The sequence below is a fragment of the Noviherbaspirillum cavernae genome (genome assembly GCF_003590875.1).
Lineage (GTDB): Bacteria > Pseudomonadota > Gammaproteobacteria > Burkholderiales > Burkholderiaceae_D > Noviherbaspirillum > Noviherbaspirillum cavernae.
Map to the genome: position 1 here is coordinate 2,576,607 of NZ_QYUN01000002.1, position 18,115 is coordinate 2,594,721.

27 protein-coding genes are annotated in these 18,115 nt (G+C 59.8%); 19 read left to right on the forward strand and 8 right to left on the reverse strand.

Going from position 1 to position 18,115, the window contains the following annotated elements; all coding sequences use genetic code 11:
• Positions 1-11: 11 nt before the first annotated feature.
• Positions 12-173: a hypothetical protein gene (locus D3870_RS23250; RefSeq protein WP_158590444.1), complete on the reverse strand. Its 162-nt coding sequence runs from the start codon at positions 171-173 to the stop codon at positions 12-14.
• A gap of 350 nt (positions 174-523) precedes the next feature.
• Between D3870_RS23250 and D3870_RS12025 the strand changes: the two genes are divergently transcribed.
• Positions 524-796 carry a hypothetical protein gene (locus D3870_RS12025; protein ID WP_147375781.1) on the forward strand — a complete coding sequence of 91 codons (273 nt, stop codon included), beginning with the start codon at positions 524-526 and terminating at the stop codon, positions 794-796.
• Positions 797-881: 85 nt separating this feature from the next.
• Here D3870_RS12025 and D3870_RS12030 read toward each other — a convergent pair whose 3' ends face one another.
• The gene (locus D3870_RS12030; protein WP_119739400.1) at positions 882-1,145 is read right to left on the reverse strand and encodes a hypothetical protein; all 264 of its coding nucleotides are present in this window, start codon (positions 1,143-1,145) and stop codon (positions 882-884) included.
• 267 nt (positions 1,146-1,412) lie between these two features.
• Between D3870_RS12030 and D3870_RS12035 the strand changes: the two genes are divergently transcribed.
• Complete coding sequence (locus D3870_RS12035) at positions 1,413-1,667, forward strand: hypothetical protein (protein WP_119739402.1); 255 nt, start codon at positions 1,413-1,415, stop codon at positions 1,665-1,667.
• Positions 1,668-1,874: 207 nt separating this feature from the next.
• Complete coding sequence (locus D3870_RS23255; RefSeq protein ID WP_119739403.1) at positions 1,875-2,333, forward strand: J domain-containing protein; 459 nt, start codon at positions 1,875-1,877, stop codon at positions 2,331-2,333.
• Between the two features lie 54 nt (positions 2,334-2,387).
• Here the strand turns inward: D3870_RS23255 and D3870_RS12045 are convergent, their stop codons facing one another.
• Entirely contained in the window at positions 2,388-3,179 is a 792-nt protein-coding gene (locus D3870_RS12045) for a YdcF family protein (protein WP_119739405.1), read from the reverse strand.
• Between the two features lie 21 nt (positions 3,180-3,200).
• Between D3870_RS12045 and D3870_RS12050 the strand changes: the two genes are divergently transcribed.
• Complete coding sequence (locus D3870_RS12050; RefSeq protein ID WP_147375782.1) at positions 3,201-3,500, forward strand: hypothetical protein; 300 nt, start codon at positions 3,201-3,203, stop codon at positions 3,498-3,500.
• Between the two features lie 184 nt (positions 3,501-3,684).
• On the opposite strand, the gene D3870_RS12055 is transcribed toward D3870_RS12050, so the two are convergent.
• A complete protein-coding gene (locus D3870_RS12055; RefSeq protein ID WP_119739409.1) occupies positions 3,685-3,933 on the reverse strand; it encodes a hypothetical protein in 249 nt (82 codons plus the stop codon).
• A 231-nt stretch (positions 3,934-4,164) separates the two neighbouring features.
• Here D3870_RS12055 and D3870_RS12060 point away from each other — a divergent pair, with 231 nt between their 5' ends.
• From D3870_RS12060 to D3870_RS12120, 13 genes are all read left to right on the forward strand, one after another.
• The gene (locus tag D3870_RS12060) at positions 4,165-4,563 is read left to right on the forward strand and encodes a hypothetical protein (protein WP_199710626.1); all 399 of its coding nucleotides are present in this window, start codon (positions 4,165-4,167) and stop codon (positions 4,561-4,563) included.
• A 78-nt stretch (positions 4,564-4,641) separates the two neighbouring features.
• Positions 4,642-5,136 carry an Rrf2 family transcriptional regulator gene (locus D3870_RS12065; protein ID WP_119739411.1) on the forward strand — a complete coding sequence of 165 codons (495 nt, stop codon included), beginning with the start codon at positions 4,642-4,644 and terminating at the stop codon, positions 5,134-5,136.
• Positions 5,137-5,215: 79 nt separating this feature from the next.
• Positions 5,216-6,655, forward strand: coding sequence for a Fe-S cluster assembly protein SufB (gene sufB / locus D3870_RS12070; protein ID WP_119742006.1), 1,440 nt, complete (start codon positions 5,216-5,218; stop codon positions 6,653-6,655).
• 5 nt (positions 6,656-6,660) lie between these two features.
• Complete coding sequence (gene sufC / locus D3870_RS12075; RefSeq protein WP_119739413.1) at positions 6,661-7,443, forward strand: Fe-S cluster assembly ATPase SufC; 783 nt, start codon at positions 6,661-6,663, stop codon at positions 7,441-7,443.
• A gap of 161 nt (positions 7,444-7,604) precedes the next feature.
• A complete protein-coding gene (gene sufD / locus D3870_RS12080; protein ID WP_119742007.1) occupies positions 7,605-8,951 on the forward strand; it encodes a Fe-S cluster assembly protein SufD in 1,347 nt (448 codons plus the stop codon).
• Positions 8,951-10,234 (forward strand): cysteine desulfurase, encoded by a 1,284-nt coding sequence (locus tag D3870_RS12085; protein WP_119739415.1) that lies wholly within the window; start codon positions 8,951-8,953, stop codon positions 10,232-10,234. Before sufD ends, D3870_RS12085 begins: the two co-directional genes overlap by 1 nt.
• A gap of 12 nt (positions 10,235-10,246) precedes the next feature.
• A complete protein-coding gene (sufU, locus tag D3870_RS12090; protein WP_119742009.1) occupies positions 10,247-10,693 on the forward strand; it encodes a Fe-S cluster assembly sulfur transfer protein SufU in 447 nt (148 codons plus the stop codon).
• Between the two features lie 35 nt (positions 10,694-10,728).
• Positions 10,729-11,124: an SUF system Fe-S cluster assembly protein gene (locus tag D3870_RS12095; protein WP_119739417.1), complete on the forward strand. Its 396-nt coding sequence runs from the start codon at positions 10,729-10,731 to the stop codon at positions 11,122-11,124.
• Positions 11,125-11,188: 64 nt separating this feature from the next.
• The gene (locus D3870_RS12100; RefSeq protein ID WP_119742011.1) at positions 11,189-11,509 is read left to right on the forward strand and encodes a non-heme iron oxygenase ferredoxin subunit; all 321 of its coding nucleotides are present in this window, start codon (positions 11,189-11,191) and stop codon (positions 11,507-11,509) included.
• Positions 11,510-11,511: 2 nt separating this feature from the next.
• A complete protein-coding gene (locus D3870_RS12105) occupies positions 11,512-11,931 on the forward strand; it encodes a M67 family metallopeptidase (RefSeq protein ID WP_119739419.1) in 420 nt (139 codons plus the stop codon).
• The gene (locus D3870_RS12110) at positions 11,928-12,239 is read left to right on the forward strand and encodes a MoaD/ThiS family protein (protein ID WP_119739421.1); all 312 of its coding nucleotides are present in this window, start codon (positions 11,928-11,930) and stop codon (positions 12,237-12,239) included. Before D3870_RS12105 ends, D3870_RS12110 begins: the two co-directional genes overlap by 4 nt.
• Positions 12,211-13,383 carry a molybdopterin-synthase adenylyltransferase MoeB gene (moeB, locus tag D3870_RS12115; RefSeq protein WP_119739423.1) on the forward strand — a complete coding sequence of 391 codons (1,173 nt, stop codon included), beginning with the start codon at positions 12,211-12,213 and terminating at the stop codon, positions 13,381-13,383. Before D3870_RS12110 ends, moeB begins: the two co-directional genes overlap by 29 nt.
• A complete protein-coding gene (locus D3870_RS12120; protein WP_119739425.1) occupies positions 13,380-14,360 on the forward strand; it encodes a PLP-dependent cysteine synthase family protein in 981 nt (326 codons plus the stop codon). The genes moeB and D3870_RS12120 overlap by 4 nt, the downstream gene beginning before the upstream one ends.
• On the opposite strand, the gene D3870_RS12125 is transcribed toward D3870_RS12120, so the two are convergent.
• On the reverse strand, positions 14,336-14,776 hold the full coding sequence (locus D3870_RS12125) for a CBS domain-containing protein (protein WP_119739427.1): 441 nt from the start codon (positions 14,774-14,776) through the stop codon (positions 14,336-14,338). The genes D3870_RS12120 and D3870_RS12125 overlap by 25 nt on opposite strands.
• Positions 14,777-15,063: 287 nt before the next feature.
• On the opposite strand from D3870_RS12125, the gene D3870_RS12130 reads away from it, so the two are divergent.
• Positions 15,064-15,738, forward strand: coding sequence for a hypothetical protein (locus tag D3870_RS12130; RefSeq protein ID WP_422879648.1), 675 nt, complete (start codon positions 15,064-15,066; stop codon positions 15,736-15,738).
• Positions 15,739-15,999: 261 nt separating this feature from the next.
• Positions 16,000-16,191, forward strand: coding sequence for a hypothetical protein (locus D3870_RS22085; RefSeq protein ID WP_147375783.1), 192 nt, complete (start codon positions 16,000-16,002; stop codon positions 16,189-16,191).
• A 194-nt stretch (positions 16,192-16,385) separates the two neighbouring features.
• Here the strand turns inward: D3870_RS22085 and D3870_RS12135 are convergent, their stop codons facing one another.
• From D3870_RS12135 to D3870_RS12145, 3 genes are all read right to left on the reverse strand, one after another.
• Positions 16,386-16,598 carry a hypothetical protein gene (locus tag D3870_RS12135; protein ID WP_119739431.1) on the reverse strand — a complete coding sequence of 71 codons (213 nt, stop codon included), beginning with the start codon at positions 16,596-16,598 and terminating at the stop codon, positions 16,386-16,388.
• A 141-nt stretch (positions 16,599-16,739) separates the two neighbouring features.
• Positions 16,740-17,435 carry a papain-like cysteine protease family protein gene (locus D3870_RS12140; protein WP_158590445.1) on the reverse strand — a complete coding sequence of 232 codons (696 nt, stop codon included), beginning with the start codon at positions 17,433-17,435 and terminating at the stop codon, positions 16,740-16,742.
• Positions 17,436-17,553: 118 nt separating this feature from the next.
• Positions 17,554-17,943 carry a glutaredoxin gene (locus tag D3870_RS12145; protein ID WP_119739434.1) on the reverse strand — a complete coding sequence of 130 codons (390 nt, stop codon included), beginning with the start codon at positions 17,941-17,943 and terminating at the stop codon, positions 17,554-17,556.
• Positions 17,944-18,115: the final 172 nt, after the last annotated feature.

The following is an 18,115-nucleotide window of genomic DNA, read 5'->3' on the forward strand; positions in this document are numbered from 1 at the left end:
CAGGCCGTTGATCAAGTACCGGCCCGCACATGCAACAGGTTGTGGTAGCGGCCGGTCAGCCTGCTGACAACCGGATCGGAATCATGCTCGTCGCTGCCGTCGGCGTTGTGCAAGGCGATGATCGACATGTCCATATCAAAAAGCAGGCGGTCCGGATCGTCGTTGCACACCATGCTGTCGATCCAGAAAAAGGGAGCGATGCGGCTACCCGACTCTTTTATTCCGCCTTCTTTTCAGATCTTTCTCGGATTGCTGGCCGCAGGCTGGCGAGTAATCGCATGATCTTAATACGAATTATTCTCATTTGCAATCATGAAGTTGAGTTAGAAGCGCTCGACACATGTCGAGATGCCCTCTCGACGCAAGGGAAACAAGACGAAGTCAGTGGCGATGACTGGAAAAGCAGGGTGAAAGCAGCAGTCCGGCAGTACAAGGAGCGTGCCTTGTTTGCACAAAGCTGCTGCCTATAATATTCATTACTCGAGGGTCAACAGCGTTGAACTACGGCGGGCGCGGAGCGTTTATGGACAAATACCAGATCATGTCGCTGATGATGCGTGAGGAGCACCAGATCATCGACGACGATCTTTACACTCTTTCTGAACGGCTTGCGGAACGGCTCGCGCATGTCGCCGACAAGCTGGATGATGCGGAGATCAACCGCTTCATCGACATCGGCGCGGCGATCTATCGCCACGGCTTGAAGGAGTTTGGCGTCGATGCGGCACTGGCACGCGAGCACTGGCGCCTGAATGGCAGCGGCGCAACGCGCGGCGGCATGGACGAGGGACAATAAAAAACCGCCGAAGCGGTTGGCCAGCGGTTTCGCCGCGCTGGTCGTGCTGCTTATCGTGCTTCTGCTGCTTGCACTATCACTTGCACTATCGTTTTCTGCCGGGTTGCGGCGGCGGGTTCAGGAATGAATATCGCGGCTTCTGCTCCGCGGCAGTCGGTCGCTGTTCGGCATATTCCTGTTCCTCGATCACCTCAAGATACTGGCTGCCGTCGAGCGGCTTGCCCGCGAAGAAACCGTGCGGCTCGGGACCGATGCCGGCGGACTGCTGTTCAAGCTGCGAAGCCGGCGTCGCACCGCCCGCTTCCTGCCCCTTGTCCGGCGATGGCGATGGTCTGCCCTGCTTTTTCATGGATCGCTCCCTCCTTCCAGAACTGCACAGAATTTGGATTCCCGTCTGCATGGATAGTTCGTCATGCCATTCGCGTTGCCGAACTTTCACAGCAAGCGCCGCTCTTAACCAATGATGAAAAAACCATGCGCCGCATTCGTTACCCGATGACCGGCCGCATGAGTCGGCAATCGTGCAGCACGGCAAAGCCAAGGCAAAAAATCCTCGCGGGCCGAGAACTTCCCGTGGTTTACATTGCCTATCCTTTTTTGCCGAACGGAAATAGCCATGACGGATCGCGAAATCCATGATCTCATTGCCAGGTGCAGCCTGAAAGGCAATGCGTCGTGGGAGGTGCTGGTTTCCCAGTTTTCAAAACGCCTCGTCGCGCTGTCGGATCGACTGACGGAGGAAGAGCTGTATTCGCTGATGGATATTGCGATTGCGTGTTATCAGAAGGGCTGTGACGAATTCAGCGCAGGCAGGGAAGCGGAAAGTTTCATCAATGAAGTGAGGCGGCGCTCGCGGCAGATCAGTCGATGAGCAGTCCCTGTCACACCACTGATGTGGTTGTGCCATTTAGTTGATTAATAACAGCATTTCACAGCGTTCGCCGTTTTACATTAGTGCAAGTAAGATGGCGAAACGTGAAGAAGCACATCGAGGACATTGCAGACATCCGGCAAGCCAGCGACTGCGATGAACGTTTTTTGACTTACCCGACCGAATTGAACAGACGAACAGACAGCGATGGCGCGAATTCATACGCACTATGACAATCTGAAGGTTGCGCGCAACGCCCCGCCGGAAGTCATCCGCGCGGCGTATAAAACGCTGTCGCAAAAATACCATCCTGACCGCAACCCGGGCAGCCCGGACGCGATGCGCATTATTCAAATCATCAATTCCGCGTATGAAACCCTGTCCGATCCGGCCAAGCGCAACGCGCATGACGAATGGATCGCCAAGACGGAAGCCGATGAAACGAAAGCCCGGCAGGAGCCGGCTTCCGCACACCAGCCCCGACAGCCGACGCCAGGCGGGGCCACGCACCGCACGTCAACACATCATGTACACAGGCGGCATCACCACCGACCGCTTGTCGTCAAGGCCTTCCAGAAACTGGAGGCGATGCTGGATCAGCTTTTCAAGAATCTGCTGCGAAAATTCCGGCACGCACCGCAGACCGGAAACGGTCGCCGCCGCTAGGGCCTGTTGACATTCAATTCGGGAGACGCGTTCTTTCCAAAAGGCGTGTTGCGGTCACGCCGCGCTCGCCGCTTTCACTGCGCTTTCGTGACGCAGCCGATACCACACCAGCCCTACCCATTCATGCATCGCATAATGCGTTCGCCGCAACCCCTCGCCGGTCGGGATGAAGTCGAGGGGAGTGAGTCGCTCGCGGCTGAAGAACACGGTGGGTGCCGCCGCCACCTCCAGCCCGGCCGCCTCGAAAATCGCTTTCGAACGCGGCATATGCATCGCATCCGTCACCAGCAGGATGCGCTTGACGCCCGCGCCCTTCAGGATGCGCGCCGAGAACGCGGCATTTTCCGCCGTGTTGCTCGAACGCTCTTCCAGCCATTGCACCGGAACGCCAAAATCATCACGCAGCGAGCGCGCCATGCCGGCCGCCTCCGATTCCGCCGAGGCGTCCGGCACGCCGCCTGTGACGAGTACCGGCAGGCCCGTTTCGCGATGCAGGGTTGCCGCATAGCGCAGGCGCGCCAGCGCGACATGGCTGGGGCCATCCTTGCCGCCGTATTCGGGAGCGCTCTTCATGCGTCCGCCGCCGAGCGCGACGATCGCCTGCGCACCGGCATCGCGCGGCGATGCAAGCGGCGTGGTCCGCTGCTCCAGCGGTGACACGAACAGCAAGGCCCCCGCACAGGTACTCAGCACCAGCAACACGATCAGCGCACCCGCGCTGATCGCCACACCGGCACGCGGCCAGCGCGGACGCAAGCACAATCCGGCGGCGCACAGCAGCACGAGGTTGACCGGCGGCAGCAGCAATGCGCCGGCAATATTGGTGGCAAGGACGGTTCCGCTCATGGATTATTGATTCGCTGGCAAGTGAAGTGGATGGTCAATCGATTTCAGCAGAAACGACTTTCTGCAAGGGAACAAACAGCCATCATATTGGTCTTGATCAATTCGTGCCACACAATGCAATTGATCAACATGCTTGAACCGCAATACCATGAAGAACTTCGCGCATTGCGCAATCTTGAAAAAACAATCCGCGCCTGCGGCCTGCCGACAGCGATGGCCCCGGGACAAGCGCAAACGGAGATGCTGGCCACGGCCTTGAAAGACGTGGTGAATGCGCGCAAGCTCGCCATCAGAAAATCTCGCTTCACGCCCTTCAAATAGCATCGACCAAATAGCATCGACCACGCGCGACAAGTCCGTCGCGCAAAAACAAACCCGCGCCGATCATCATGACCGCGCGGGTTTTGTCGTTTCAGCTCCTGCCTCGATAACAAGGCATGTTTGTTGCTGATATCAGTAACGATGTGACGTGGCTGTCGTCATTGCAATGCCGATGGCAAACGCCTCAATCGCGGCCGGCAAGATGGCGCAGCTCGGCTGCCTGACTCGGCATGCTGGATTCGAACTGATTGGCAAGACGGTACAGTTCGGTGGTGTTATGCATCCTGACATGCTCTTGTTCGACGGCATTGGACTTGAGCGGCGCTAACGCCAGCACGGCGGCTGCCAAGGCCAGCGCGGCACGCGCGACGTTCTCGGCATAGGACGGACCCGCATGCACGGCGGGATAGGTGGCAAGGTTTGATCTCGACATTTCACACTCCTGAAAAATTCGGTTCGCTTTACTGCTTACCAGATGGAGCTGCGAAGACATAAATCAAATTCAGCGTGCATATATGTCTCATTCATTCTGCAAATATGACGACCTCATGATTCCGATGCCGCCGATGCCAGCGATATGCAAGCATGCGGGAACTTACATCGCCGACAAGGCGTCAATGTACCCGCCTCATCGTTTTATTGACAATACTTACAGGCAACAAATATGGAAACACAACGACAAGCAACATACATCGGCTATGACCCGAACCGCCTGCTCGACGCTTTGCGCGAGCGCATGCAATTGAACAGCGACAGCGCTCTCTCCCGCAAATTGAAAGTCACCAAATCCATCATTCACGACATCAGACATGGCCGCCTGCCGGTCGCCGGCTCCATGCTGATATGGATGAGCGAAACGACCGGCATCAGTGTTCCGGAATTACGCGTGCTGCTGGGTGACCGGCGCACGAAAGCGCGTGTCAGCGTTGCCATTGCGCATGATGATTCCATGCGGGAAACTCGGCACCGTCCGATGCACAACAGCGCATCATCTGTCCTGCCCTTTTCGCTATCCGTTGACAAGCCATTTCGAGATGAACTTTCGTCAAAAATGACCGACTAAATTAGTAGAGTATTTGTCGTATATGCAGCGAAGATTGCCGGTTGGATGCAATGCATGAGGCGCTGACAGGATGCCGCGATGCGATTGACGACGAAAGGACGCTACGCCGTGACCGCCATGCTGGATATCGCCCTCCATGGCGATGGCTGCGCGGTTTCTGTATCCGACATCAGCAGAAGGCAGCGTATTTCGCAGTCGTATCTTGAGCGCCTGTTCGGCCGCCTGCATCGCAGTCAATTGGTGAAAAGCGTGCACGGCCCCGGTGGCGGTTATCTTCTGGCAAGCGAACCAGGGGGAATTTCAATTGCCGACATCATTCATGCAGTGGATGAAACGGTCGATGCAACGCAATGCCATGGCCAGTTGAACTGTCACGATGGGGAACGCTGCATGACGCACGAACTGTGGGCCGAACTGAATATGGAAATCAATCGCTATCTTGCATCGGTGACGCTGGCGCAGCTGGTTGCCAGTCAGCACGCGAAGAGCGCTGCGGAGTCGCAGCAGAGCCAACAGTGGATGCCGGTATCGATCGAACGATCCGGTGCGGCCGGTGATGGACCGTCTGGATAGCAGGAAAATTGGCAGGCAATCGCCATCAGGACGCTGGAGCGGCGCTGACAGTGCTGTGACGGACGTCCGGGAGTCGAGCATGACAGCAGTACTGGATACCCTGGTCAATCAACCATATCGACATGGTTTCTTCACCGATATCGAAGCCGATGCGGTGCCGAAAGGCTTGAACGAAGACATCATCCGCATGATCTCGGCGAAAAAGAACGAGCCGCCGTTCATGCTCGAATGGCGGCTCAAGGCCTATCGCCATTTCCTCACCATGAGCGAACCGCACTGGGCCACGGTCAGGCATGCGCCGATCGATTATCAGGAGATCGTCTACTACTCCGCGCCGAAGTCACGCAAGGATGGACCGTCCAGCCTTGAGGAGATCGATCCCGAGTTGCTGCGTACCTACGAGAAGCTGGGCGTGCCGCTGCAGGAACGCGAATTGCTGGCCGGCGTGGCGGTGGACGCCGTGTTCGACAGCGTGTCGGTCGCGACCACCTTCAAGGACAAACTGTCTGAACTCGGCATCGTGTTCTGTCCTTTCTCCGACGCCGTGCAGGAACATCCGCAACTCGTGCAGCAATATCTCGGTTCGGTGGTGCCGTACACCGACAATTTCTTCGCGACGCTCAATTCCGCCGTGTTCAGCGACGGCACGTTCTGCTACATCCCTCCCGGCGTGCGTTGCCCGATGGAGCTGTCGACCTACTTCCGCATCAATGCGAAAAACACAGGGCAGTTCGAGCGCACACTGATCATCGCCGACAAGGGCGCCTATGTGAGCTATCTGGAAGGCTGCACCGCGCCGATGCGCGATGAAAACCAGCTGCATGCCGCCGTGGTCGAACTGATCGCGCTGGAAGGTGCGCAGATCAAGTATTCGACCGTGCAGAACTGGTATCCGGGCGACAAGGAAGGCAAAGGCGGCATCTACAACTTCGTCACCAAGCGCGGCGATTGCCGCGAAGCGAATGCGAAGATTTCATGGACGCAGGTCGAGACCGGTTCCGCCATCACCTGGAAATATCCGAGCGTCATTCTGCAAGGCGACAACACAGTCGGCGAGTTCTATTCGGTGGCGCTCACCAACAACCATCAGCAGGCCGATACCGGCACCAAGATGATCCACCTCGGCAAGAATACACGCAGCACGATCCTGTCCAAGGGCATTTCGGCAGGGCACGGCAACAACGCGTATCGCGGACTGGTGAAGGTCGCGAAGAGCGCTTCGGGCGCGCGCAACTATACGCAGTGCGATTCACTGCTGCTGGGCGACAAGTGCGGCGCGCATACCTTCCCCTACATCGAGGTGAAGAATGCGACGGCGCGGGTCGAGCATGAGGCATCGACCTCGCGCATCGGCGAAGACCAGTTGTTCTACTGCCAGAGCCGCGGCATCGCGGCGGAAGATGCGGTATCGATGATCGTCAACGGCTTCTGCAAGGATGTGTTCAAGGAGTTGCCGATGGAATTCGCGGTGGAAGCGCAGAAGCTGCTGGGCGTCAGCCTCGAAGGAAGCGTTGGATAGACATCATGCTCACCATCAGGAACCTGCATGTTGACGTGGACGGCAAGCCGATCCTGCGCGGCATCGATCTCGAGGTCGATGCGGGCGAAGTACACGCCATCATGGGGCCCAACGGCTCCGGCAAGAGTACCCTCGCGCAGCTGCTGGCGGGCCGCGACAGCTTCACGGTCACCAGCGGCGAAGTCATTTACGAGGGACGCGATCTGCTTGCCATGCCGCCCGAGGAGCGGGCGCGGAACGGCGTCTTTCTCGCATTCCAGTATCCCGTCGAAATTCCCGGCGTGAGCAACATCTATCTGCTCAAGGCGGCGCTCAATGCCGTGCGCAAGCATCGCGGCGAACCGGAACTCGACGCGATCGATTTTCTGGCGCTGGTGAAGGAAAAGATGAAACTGATGGATATGGATCAAAGTCTGCTCTACCGCTCGGTCAACGAAGGCTTCTCCGGCGGCGAGAAGAAGCGCAACGAAATCCTGCAGATGGCGGTGCTGGAACCGAAGCTCGCGATTCTCGATGAAACCGATTCAGGTCTCGATATCGATGCGCTGAAGGTGGTGGCAAACGGCATCAGCGCCATGCGCAGTCCGACGCGGGCGATCGTGCTGGTGACGCATTACCAGCGCCTGCTGGACTACGTCGTGCCGGACGAGGTGCATGTGCTGGCGCAGGGACGGATCGCGAAATCGGGCGGGCCGGAACTGGCGTGGGAGCTGGAAAGGTATGGGTACGGCTGGCTGGATGCAACGATGCAGACAGATAGTAAAAGCGAGGCATCGGTGCCGCGGTAGAAGACGCTTGTGCAGCGCAGATGTTGCGGTGTCATTCCGAATGCAGCGAGGAATCCGCAATGTCAACGAGCCTGCATGCCGTGGAGATTCCACGCTGCACCCAGAATGACAATGAAGTCGCACACGGAGTAAATGGCTGGAAACATTGGCTGGAGCCGCGAATGGATATGCCCTCCATCAGCAGTTACCGCGAAGCGTTCGCGACACTTGCGCCGCAGTTGCCCGGAGCCGATCTGCCGTGGCTGCAGCAATTGCGTCTTGCGGCGCTCGGCCGTTTCGAAGCATCGGGTTTCCCAAGCACCAGGAACGAAGACTGGAAGTACACCAACGTCGCGCCTCTGGCGAAACGTCCGTTCCGCGTCACGCCGAAGGAACCGACGGATGCCGCGCTGCGCGTATTGGATGGCGTGCTGGAACCGGGAGGCGGCAGCGATCATCTCCTGCTGTTCCTGAACGGCCGCCATGTGCCGGGCTTGTCCCGACCGCAGACGCTTCCTCGCGGCGCGACGGTGACGACCCTGGCCGGGGCACTAGCCTTGCATCCGGACGGTCTCGATGCGGCGCTCGACAGCAATACGGAAATCGATACGGAAAACGGCTTCGCAGCATTGAACGCCGCATTCTGGAGCGACGGCGCATACATCGATCTCGCTCCCGGCCTCGTCCTCGAGAACCCGATCCATCTGATCTTCCTCTGCACCGAGCCAGACATGGCATGCCACACGCGCAACATCATCCGCGCCGGCATCAATGCGCATGCAAGCGTGATCGAACACTACATCGGGCCGGACAGCACCTCTTACTTCACCAATGCCATCACGCGAATTGAAGCCGCAGACGGCGCAGTCATCGCGCACTGCAAGCTGCAGGAGGAAAGCCTGCGTGCCTTTCACATCGCCGCCATCGACGTCCGGCAACAACACGGGAGCCGCTTCGATTCGCACTCTTTCGCCTTCGGCGCGCTGCTGTCGCGGACGGATATCGCGACGCGCTTCGATGCCGAAGCCTGCAGCGCGAACCTGAACGGCTTGTACATGGCGGCGGGCAGGCAGCATGTGGATCATCACACGCGCGTCGACCACGCCATGCCACGCGGCACCAGCCGCGAGTATTACAAGGGCGTGCTGGACGGCGCGGCGCGCGCGGTGTTCAACGGAAAGGTGATCGTGCATGCGAATGCGCAAAAGAGCGATGCATTCCAGTCCAACCGCAACCTGCTGCTGTCGGAGAACGCGGAGATCGATACCAAGCCGCAACTGGAAATCTACGCCGACGATGTGAAATGCAGCCACGGTGCGACGGTGGGGCAACTCGATGACGAGCAGATTTTCTATTTGCGCTCGCGCGGCGTGGATGAGGCGGCGGCGAAGAACCTGCTGACCTATGCCTTTGCCGAGGAGATCGTTGCCATGCCTGGCATCGCGTCGCTGCGCGAACGCCTGGAGCGCCTGCTTCTGCAACGATTGCCGCAGCGGCTGCCGAGCGATCCACCGGGTTGGGAGCAATGATGAACACGATCAGTGAGGTAATGACATTGAAGGTCGCGCCGCCGCCGCTTGATGCGGCACGCTGGCGCAAGGATTTTCCCGTGCTGCGACAAACCGTGCATGGCAAGCCGCTGGTCTACCTCGATAATGCCGCCACCACCCAGAAGCCGCAGGCGGTGATCGACTGCGAGAGGCAGTACTACGAAACGCTCAACGCCAACATCCATCGCGGCGTCCACGACCTGAGCCAGCGCGCCACCGAGGCGTACGAAGCGGCGCGGGGCAAGGTGAAGCGCTTCGTCAATGCCGCCGACAGCAGGGAAATCGTCTTCGTGCGCGGCGCGACCGAAGCGATCAACCTGGTCGCACACAGTTACGGCCGCCGCTGCATCAAGGCCGGCGATGAAATCGTGCTGACCGAGATGGAACATCATTCCAACATCGTGCCGTGGCAGCTTCTGTGCGAGCAAACGGGCGCTGAATTGCGCGTGGTTCCCATCAACGATGCCGGCGAACTGATGCTCGACGCGTTCGACAAGCTGATGAGTCCGCGCACACGGCTGGTTGCTGTGGCGCATGTGTCGAATGCGCTGGGAACGATCAACCCGCTGGCGCGGATCATCGAAACCGCGCATGCCTTCGATGCGGTCGTGCTGGTCGACGGCGCGCAGGCGGCACCGCATCTGCAACTGGACATGCAGGCGCTGGACTGCGACTTCTATGCATTCTCGGGCCACAAGCTGTATGGCCCGACCGGGATCGGCGTACTGTACGGAAAGGCGAAGCTGCTGGATGCAATGCCGCCTTATCAGGGCGGCGGCGACATGATCAGCAAGGTGACGTTCGAAAAGACGCTGTACAACGTTCTGCCGTACAAGTTCGAGGCAGGCACGCCCAACATCGCCGGCGTGATCGCTCTCGGCGCGGCGCTGGACTATGTCGAACAGATCGGGCTGGATGCGATCGCCGCGCATGAGCATGACTTGCTCGATTACGCGACGGACATGGCGCGCGAGTTACCCGGCATGCGCCTGATCGGCACGGCGCGGGAAAAGACCGGCATTCTGGCCTTCGTCATCGACGGCATGCATCCGCACGACATCGGCACCATTCTCGATCGGGAAGGCGTGGCGATCCGCACCGGCCACAATTGCGCAATGCCGGTGATGGACCATTTCCGCATTCCGGCCACGGCGCGGGCATCGTTCGCACTGTACAACACGCGCGAGGAAATCGACGCCTTGTTTGCCGCGATCCGCAAGGCCATGCAAATGTTCGGCGTGGATGCGCGACGGACCACATGAGGAATGGCAAGCATGGGCGATCTGCGCGACCTCTATCAGGAAGTCATCTTCGATCACTACCGCAAGCCGCGGAATTTCCATGCGCTCGCCGATGCCAATCGCAGTGCCGAAGGTTTCAATCCATTGTGCGGCGATCGTCTGACGCTGTATCTGGACGTCGAGGACGATGTGATCACGGACGCGAGTTTCGAGGGAACGGGTTGCGCAATCTCGATGGCGTCGGCGTCGCTGATGACAGAGCACATCAAGGGCCGGCGCGTGCAGGAGGCGGAGAAACTGTTCGCCGATTTCCATGAGCTGGTCACGCATGAGCATGGAACGCAATCATCCGATCTCGGCAAGCTGGAAGTCCTGGGCGGCGTGCGGGAGTTTCCCGCCCGCGTGAAGTGCGCCACGCTCGCATGGCACACGCTGCGTGCCGCACTGTCCAGACAGACGGAACCGGTCAGCACGGAATAGATGCCGCCGAAGCAAGGTACTGGAGGGCAAGCGAGATGACGATATTCGATTGGCTGAAGAAGGCGGAGGAATCCGGCGCAAGGGAAATCGCCGCGGCGAATGCGCCGGTGACGCCAGCGATCGATGCCGAGATGCTGCGGCAGGACGTCATCCAGGCATTGCGGCAGATTTACGACCCCGAGATTCCTGTCAACATCTACGACCTGGGCCTGATTTACGAATTGGACGTGGACGAGGCCGGCGCGGCGCGCATACGCATGACGCTGACCTCGCCCGCCTGCCCGGTGGCGCAATCGTTTCCGGAAACGGTGGAATGCGCGGTCAATGGCGTCCCCGGCGTGACACAGGCGCAGGTCGAATTGGTGTGGGATCCGCCGTGGTCGCGCGAGATGATGTCGGAGACGGCGATGCTGGAGCTGGGCCTGCTTTGACAAGGCTTTGCCCAGCCTGACATGGCGAGGGAATCAGGAATTTCGAGAGAACGGAGAAATGACGATGAGCACATGGATCAACGTTGCCGCCGTCAGCCAGATCGCGGATGGCGGTTTCTGCACCGTCGATATCGACGGCACCGACATCGCCGTGTTCAATCTGGACGACGAGTTCTTCGCGATTGAAGACATCTGCACGCACGATGGCGGCATCCTCACCGGCGGCTCGGTCGAGGGCGATCAGGTCATATGCCCGCGCCATGGCGCGCGTTTTTCCATCCGGACCGGTGCCGCGCTTGCGCCTCCCGCCTACGAACCGGTGGTCACCTTTCCCGTGCGCGTCAAGGACGGCATGGTGCAGGTCAGGGACAACCGCTGGGATTAGCGATGGCCACGCTGCACATGCCCGGTGCTTTCCGCGACAGTCTCGCGCAGTGGGCGCGCACCGGCTATCCGAATGAATGCTGCGGTCTCTTGATCGGCGAACGCGACCATGACGACGGCATCGTCCGGCGCGTGACGCAGGCAGCCAACCTGAACGTGGAACGCGCGCGCGATCGCTATCTGCTGGACCCGCAGGACTTCATCGCAGCGGATGAAGCGGCGCGCGCGCAGGGCATGGAGGTGCTGGGCGTGTGGCATACCCATCCGGACCACCCCGCCCTGCCGTCCGAAGCCGACCGCGAAGCGGCATGGCCGAACTGGTCCTACGTGATTCTGGAAGTGAGCTGCGACGGCGTGCTCGATCTGCGCGCATGGCGACTGAACGAGGCGCAGGCATTCGACGAGGAGGCGATTCAATCATGAGCAATGTGACCATCCGCATCCCCTCTCCCCTGCGCAACTACACGCAGGGAGCCGACGAGGTGCGCGTCGATGCCGCCACTGTCGAGCAGGCCTTGAATGCATTGGGTGCGCAACACGACGGCTTGCTGGCGCGCATACTCACGCCCGGCGGCGAGCCGCGCCAGTTCGTCAACATCTATCTGGGAAGCCGGAACATCCGCAGCGAGCATGGATTGCAGACGCCCGTGGCGGACGGCGATGTCGTTTCGATCATCCCGGCGGTGGCCGGAGGAGTCGCTCATGAAAGCGAAAGACCAGCGGATTGCTGAACTCAGGACGACCATCGATGAGGTGAGTCCGGCACAGGCGCTGCAGATGCAGGCGCAGGGAGCGGCCTTGATTGACGTGCGCGAAACCGATGAAATCGCGCAGGGCAGCCCGCCCGGCGCGCATCGCCTGGGACGCGGCTTCCTCGAGGTGCGCATCGAAGACAGCGTGGCGGACCTGGATCGCCATGTGGTGACCATGTGCAACAGCGGCGTGCGCTCCCTGTTCGCGGCCGAGGAATTGAAACGGCTCGGCTACCGCAACATCCATTCGATGAGCGGCGGATTTTCGCGCTGGAAGAATGAAGGCCTGCCGTTCGAGACGCCGCGCCGTCTCGATCCTCACGCGCGCGAGCGCTATGCGCGCCACCTGACGATGCCGGAAGTGGGCGAGGCCGGGCAGATGAAACTGGCCGATGCCAAGGTGCTGCTGATCGGCGCCGGCGGACTCGGCTGCCCCGCCGCCGTCTATCTCGCGGCGGCGGGCGTGGGTACCATCGGCATCGTCGATCACGATACGGTGGACCGCAGCAACCTGCAAAGGCAGATCCTGCATACCGATGCGCGCATCGGCATGCCGAAGGTGGCATCGGCGCGGCAATCGCTGGAAGCGCTCAATCCATCTGTCAAGGTGCAGGGATTCGAGACCCGGCTCGACAGCGGCAATGTGGAAGAGATTTTTTCCGGCTTCGACATCATCGTCGACGGCTCGGACAATTTTCCGACGCGCTATCTGGTCAACGACGCCTGCGTGAAACTCGGCAAACCCAATGTGCACGGCGCAGTCTTCCGTTTCGACGGACAGGCCACGGTGTTCTGGCCCGCATGGTCGAAACTGCGCGGACCGTGCTATCGCTGCCTGTACCCGGAACCGCCGCCGCCCGACATGGCGCCGTCCTGCGCCGAAGCCGGCGTGCTCGGCGTGCTGCCCGGCGTGATCGGCCTGCTGGAGGCGGTGGAAACCATCAAGCTCCTGCTCGGCATCGGCGATCCGCTGGTCGGACGGCTGCTGGTGTATGACGCGCTCAAGGCACGCTTTAGCGAACTGGTGCTGGAACGCGATCCATCCTGCCCCTACTGCGGCGATGCGGCGCAGCCGATCCGCTACGTCGATTACGAACATTTCTGCGCGCAGGCAGCGGCATGACGCAGGAACGCGCCGCAGCGTCGTCGGACACGGGAACGCTCGCTGCCATCGGCCATACGCCGCTGGTGGAAATCGGACTGATGCATGAAGTCGCGCCGGATGTCCGGCTGTTCGCCAAGCTGGAAAGCATGAACCCCGGCGGCTCGATCAAGGACCGCCCGGTCAGGCGCATGCTGACCCGGGCCGTTGCCGCAGGACGCTTCGACGGCGGCCGCCGGCTGCTCGATTCTTCCTCCGGCAACGCCGCCATTTCCTACGCCATGCTGGGCGCGGCGCTTGGTATTCCGGTCACCATCGTCGTCCCCGGCAATGCCAGCGAGGAGCGCCTGCAGCGCATACGGGCTCATGGCGCGGAGCTGATCATCACCGATCCGCTCGAAGGATACGACTTCGCGATTCGGGAAACGAGGCGGCTGGCGAACGAGCAGCCGGAGCGTTACTGGTATTGCGATCAATACAGCAATCCCGACAACTGGCGCGCGCACTACGAGGAAACCGCAGCGGAGATACTGGAGCAGGTCGCGCGCCTGGCGGATGCGCCGCCCGATGCGCTGGTCGCCGGCGTCGGCACCGGCGGGACGCTGACCGGAGTCGCGCGGCGGCTGCGCGAGGTGCAGCCCGATCTGCACGTGCTGGCCGCCATTCCGGAAACCTTTCCCGGCATCGAGGGATTGAAGCCGCTGGGCCAACCCGGCGACATCGTCCCCGCGCAGCTGGATCAATCGCTGATCGACGAACGCATTGCCATCACGCTGGATGAAGCGATTGCGATGTCGAGGCGGCTGGCCTTGCAGGGATTGTTCGTCGGGCCGTCATCGGGGGCGTTCGTGCACGCCGCGTTGAAGCTCGCCGCCAGCAGCCGGGGCCGCTATCGCACCATCGTGACGGTGTTGAGCGATACCGGCGAGCGTTACGTCTCGACGGACATGTGGAAATGGAATCCGACGCCGGATCAGGCGCGCTCGCCTCGGATGTAGTGCTCCAGCTGCTCGATGATGAAGCGTTGCTCGGAAATGATGTCCTTCACCAGATCGCCGATGGAAATCATGCCGACCAGCTTGCCGTCGTCGATGATAGGCAGATGGCGCAGCCGGTTCTCCGTCATCAGCGCCATGCATTGCTCATTGGTGTTGTCAGGACGCACGTACATGACCGGTGAGGTCATGATGTCGCGCACCGGCGTGTCGCGTGAAGAGCGCCCCATCAGCACGACCTTGCGCGCATAGTCGCGCTCGGTCACGATGCCTGCGATCTGCTCCCCCTCCATCACCAGCAATGCACCGATTCTCTTCTCCGCCATCAGCTTGATGGCATCCAGCACCGGCGACTCCGGATCGATGGTGTGGACAGTCTTGTTCTCTTTGGAATAAAGAATGTGTGCGACGGTTGTCATTGGCAGTCTCCTTCCGGGCTCTTGAGATTCCGATGCCAGATCGCAGAGCCTTCCCTCACTATAATGAATTGCGACAGTGACGCAAGACGTTCGCGCTGCGCGATTCGTGTTGTGCAGAAATTTTCCGCATATCAATTCCATCAGATTAACCAGGCGCTATCGCGCATGCATTGTGTCTGCGCAAGGCTGATTCATTTCGCGTTTGAATACGGCAGGCATCCGGCATACTCTTTTTTGCTGAACCTGCAGTTACACGTGCTCCCGGGAGAACGCAAATGAAGAACAGCATGAAATGGTCCCTGATTGCGGCAGTCGCTTTGCTGTGCCTCAGTTCCAGTGCCATGGCGCAGGCAAAAAAGAAAAACCAGCCGGCGGCGGCACAAAACGAGATGACGTTTTTCATCACCAGCACGGGAACCGGAAAAGGCGCGAACCTGGGCGGCTTGCCGGGCGCGGATCAGCATTGCCATGCCCTCGCCAAGGCAGCCAACCTGAAGTACCGGACCTGGCGCGCCTATCTCAGCACCACCGCACTGGCAGGCGCATCCGCAGTCAATGCGCGCGACCGCATCGGCAGTGGCCCGTGGCATAACGCCAAGGGTGTGCTGATCGCCCGCGACATCGACGAACTCCACGCCAGCAACAACATCAGCAAGGACACCGCGCTGACCGAAAAAAGCGAGATCGTCAACGGCCGGGGCGACACGCCGAACCGGCACGACATCCTGACCGGTTCGCAACCGGACGGCCGGGCGTTGCGCAGCGATCAGGACACGACATGCGGCAACTGGACCAGGAGCGAATCCGGCTCCGCAATCGTGGGTCATCACGACCGCAAGGGTCTGAGCGATGACGATGCTGCGCGCTCTTGGAATTCATCGCACCCGAGCAAGGGATGCAGCCAGGAAGCGCTGCGCAGCACGGGCGGGGATGGGCTGTTGTATTGCTTTGCAATCAGATGATGATTATTGGATGGCTGCGGCAAGCCGGCGGTTTCGAAAGCCCGTGGGAAACATGCCATCGCAAGCAAAGTGCGGATAACGTCACCAATGTTTCACTCACCATGTCAATGACATCCTCACCGCTGGCTTGAGCACGATCAAACCCTGGTGCGTCGCACCAGACATCGCTGGTCTGCACAGAGCCTGCCGCCTATAGTGAATACTGCCTGTCTCCTCCATCGACAGGAGACATACGCATGGCAATTACCATGGAGGTTTGCAATGAAGAAGCTTTTAACAATGCTTGCAGTGATACTGGTCGCTGGCTGTTCGAGCATGGGCATGGGCAGCATGAGCGGCCCGAGCGGCGTGCACAGTTCCGGCATGGGCATGGGGACCGGCAGCATCGATACCGATCCCACGCCGTACATCCAACGTGACTTCAACCCGAACGATCCTTACCACGGCGGCTGATTCAGCTTGGCCGACACCATATGATGCCGTGCGTTACGGTTTCGGGGTTTCGGCCATTTTTTCCGCACAATGCTTCCTCTGGAAAGGAAGCGGGCAAGGCAGCAAGTTTTTGCTCGTCCCCCAGGCTGAATCCATAGCAGTCACGTAATGTAACGGCCTCGCACATCGATCGAGGCAGATTCCTACTGCGGAAGTCACGCCTCGTCGTCAGCGAGCGTGGCAATGGCGCAGGCCCACTTGCCGTATTTCAGTTCGGCGAGATCGCGCACGCTTGTGACATTGAACGCCTCCTTCAGAAGCTTTGCGTCGGATTCGCTGAGACCGCGCAAGGCACTGACCGGCGCGGCGGCAAGTTCCTTGAAGCTCTTGCCTTGATATTCCTTGTCGATGACTTTACTGATATCCATGTGCGTCCACTCCAATTGAACAATGCAACCATTGCCATAATCGATTGCATTGTCTTTTGAGGCGACATGTCACGTATTGCGATAACGCATACCCATGCAAGGAAAAGTAAAACGCTCGGTTCGCGATGTCAGCTATCTGTATCAGCTGCTTGCAGGTGCTGATGCAGAAGTTCCAGGTACAGAAGCAAGCAATTGCTGCTGCATGGACCTACCCTGCGTTATTCCTGCAGCATGGAGCGGAACACAGGCTTCGACGTCCGTCGGGATTTCCGCTCCGGCCACCATGAAGTTGCGGTCCTTCCAATCCAGAAAGCGGTTGAAATAGTCGAGAGACCATTCCCTGTTCCGTCCTCCCCACGGATCATGAACAACCACCTTTTCGTCGCGGACACATGTCAAAAGCACATAGTGTCCGACCAGATCGCGCGGTTCCTGCCCACCGCAAATGATCGGCCCATACTGACTGAGATGACGGGCGAGTTCCTGTGCCGGCCAGCTTTTTTTCGGCGGACGGTTGATTGGAGCCACTGCAAGCCCAGCAGCCGACAGTTTCTCTTCCAGATCCCGGAACGGAAGTTCAGCGAATACACCTCTCGGGTTGCGGTCGATTTGCTCGGCATCGCGCCTCCCTTTCTTGTACGCCACCAGCATGTTTACGCAGGCGTCGCCGCACATATTGATGTGTCGTTGATGAACATAGGGAACGTCGCCGCAATGCCAATGACCGGCCGATGGCTCTTCATGCGGCTCGTTTGGATTTGGCGCAGACGGGCATGGATGCGTTCTGCCCTTGTCCTTGAAGGATAGCGCCTTTGCAAAAATACCGACTAACCGCATTTCCCATTTCCCCCAATTGATTTCCCGGAAGCGGAGCACACATCGACCTCTCGGCCAACGCATTGCCATTACTGTCATGAGTGGAACGGGCCCGGGAGTGGTTCCATGGGATATGTGCTTACATCGTTCGAAAAGCCTGCTTCGCCTCCAGCAGGCGCGCAAATTCGCCGCTATCGATCAAGCGCTGCAACTCGCTCGCGCCGCCGACCAGCACGCCTTTCACGAACACCATCGGCATGGTCGGCCAGCCGGTCCACATCTTGAGCGCATTGCGACGGCGCCAGCCGCCGAGGTAGCTGCCGTACTCCAGATACTTGTAGGGCGTGCCGAGCACATCAAGTGCCTTGCGCGCCTTTCTCGGATACGGGTTTTGCGCCATGCCGACCACCACGACTGCATTGCCGGCAATCGCCGCCTGCACTTCGCGCACGATCCCGGCATGATGGCCGGAGATAACGGCGCGAATGGCAGGATGGATATGTGCTTCGTCGAGTACGCTGCGACTCATGATGACTCCTGGTATTGAGGAAAGGGTAACGGATTCATGCTGCACCATCCCATTTTCGCGGTACCGCAGGGCTGTCCGCACTTGCCGAACCATGTCCAGCCCTTCGGGACAGAAATTTTCCATGTTTCGTTGAACAAGCGCGCGAAAACAGTGTCCTAACAGCATTGATTCC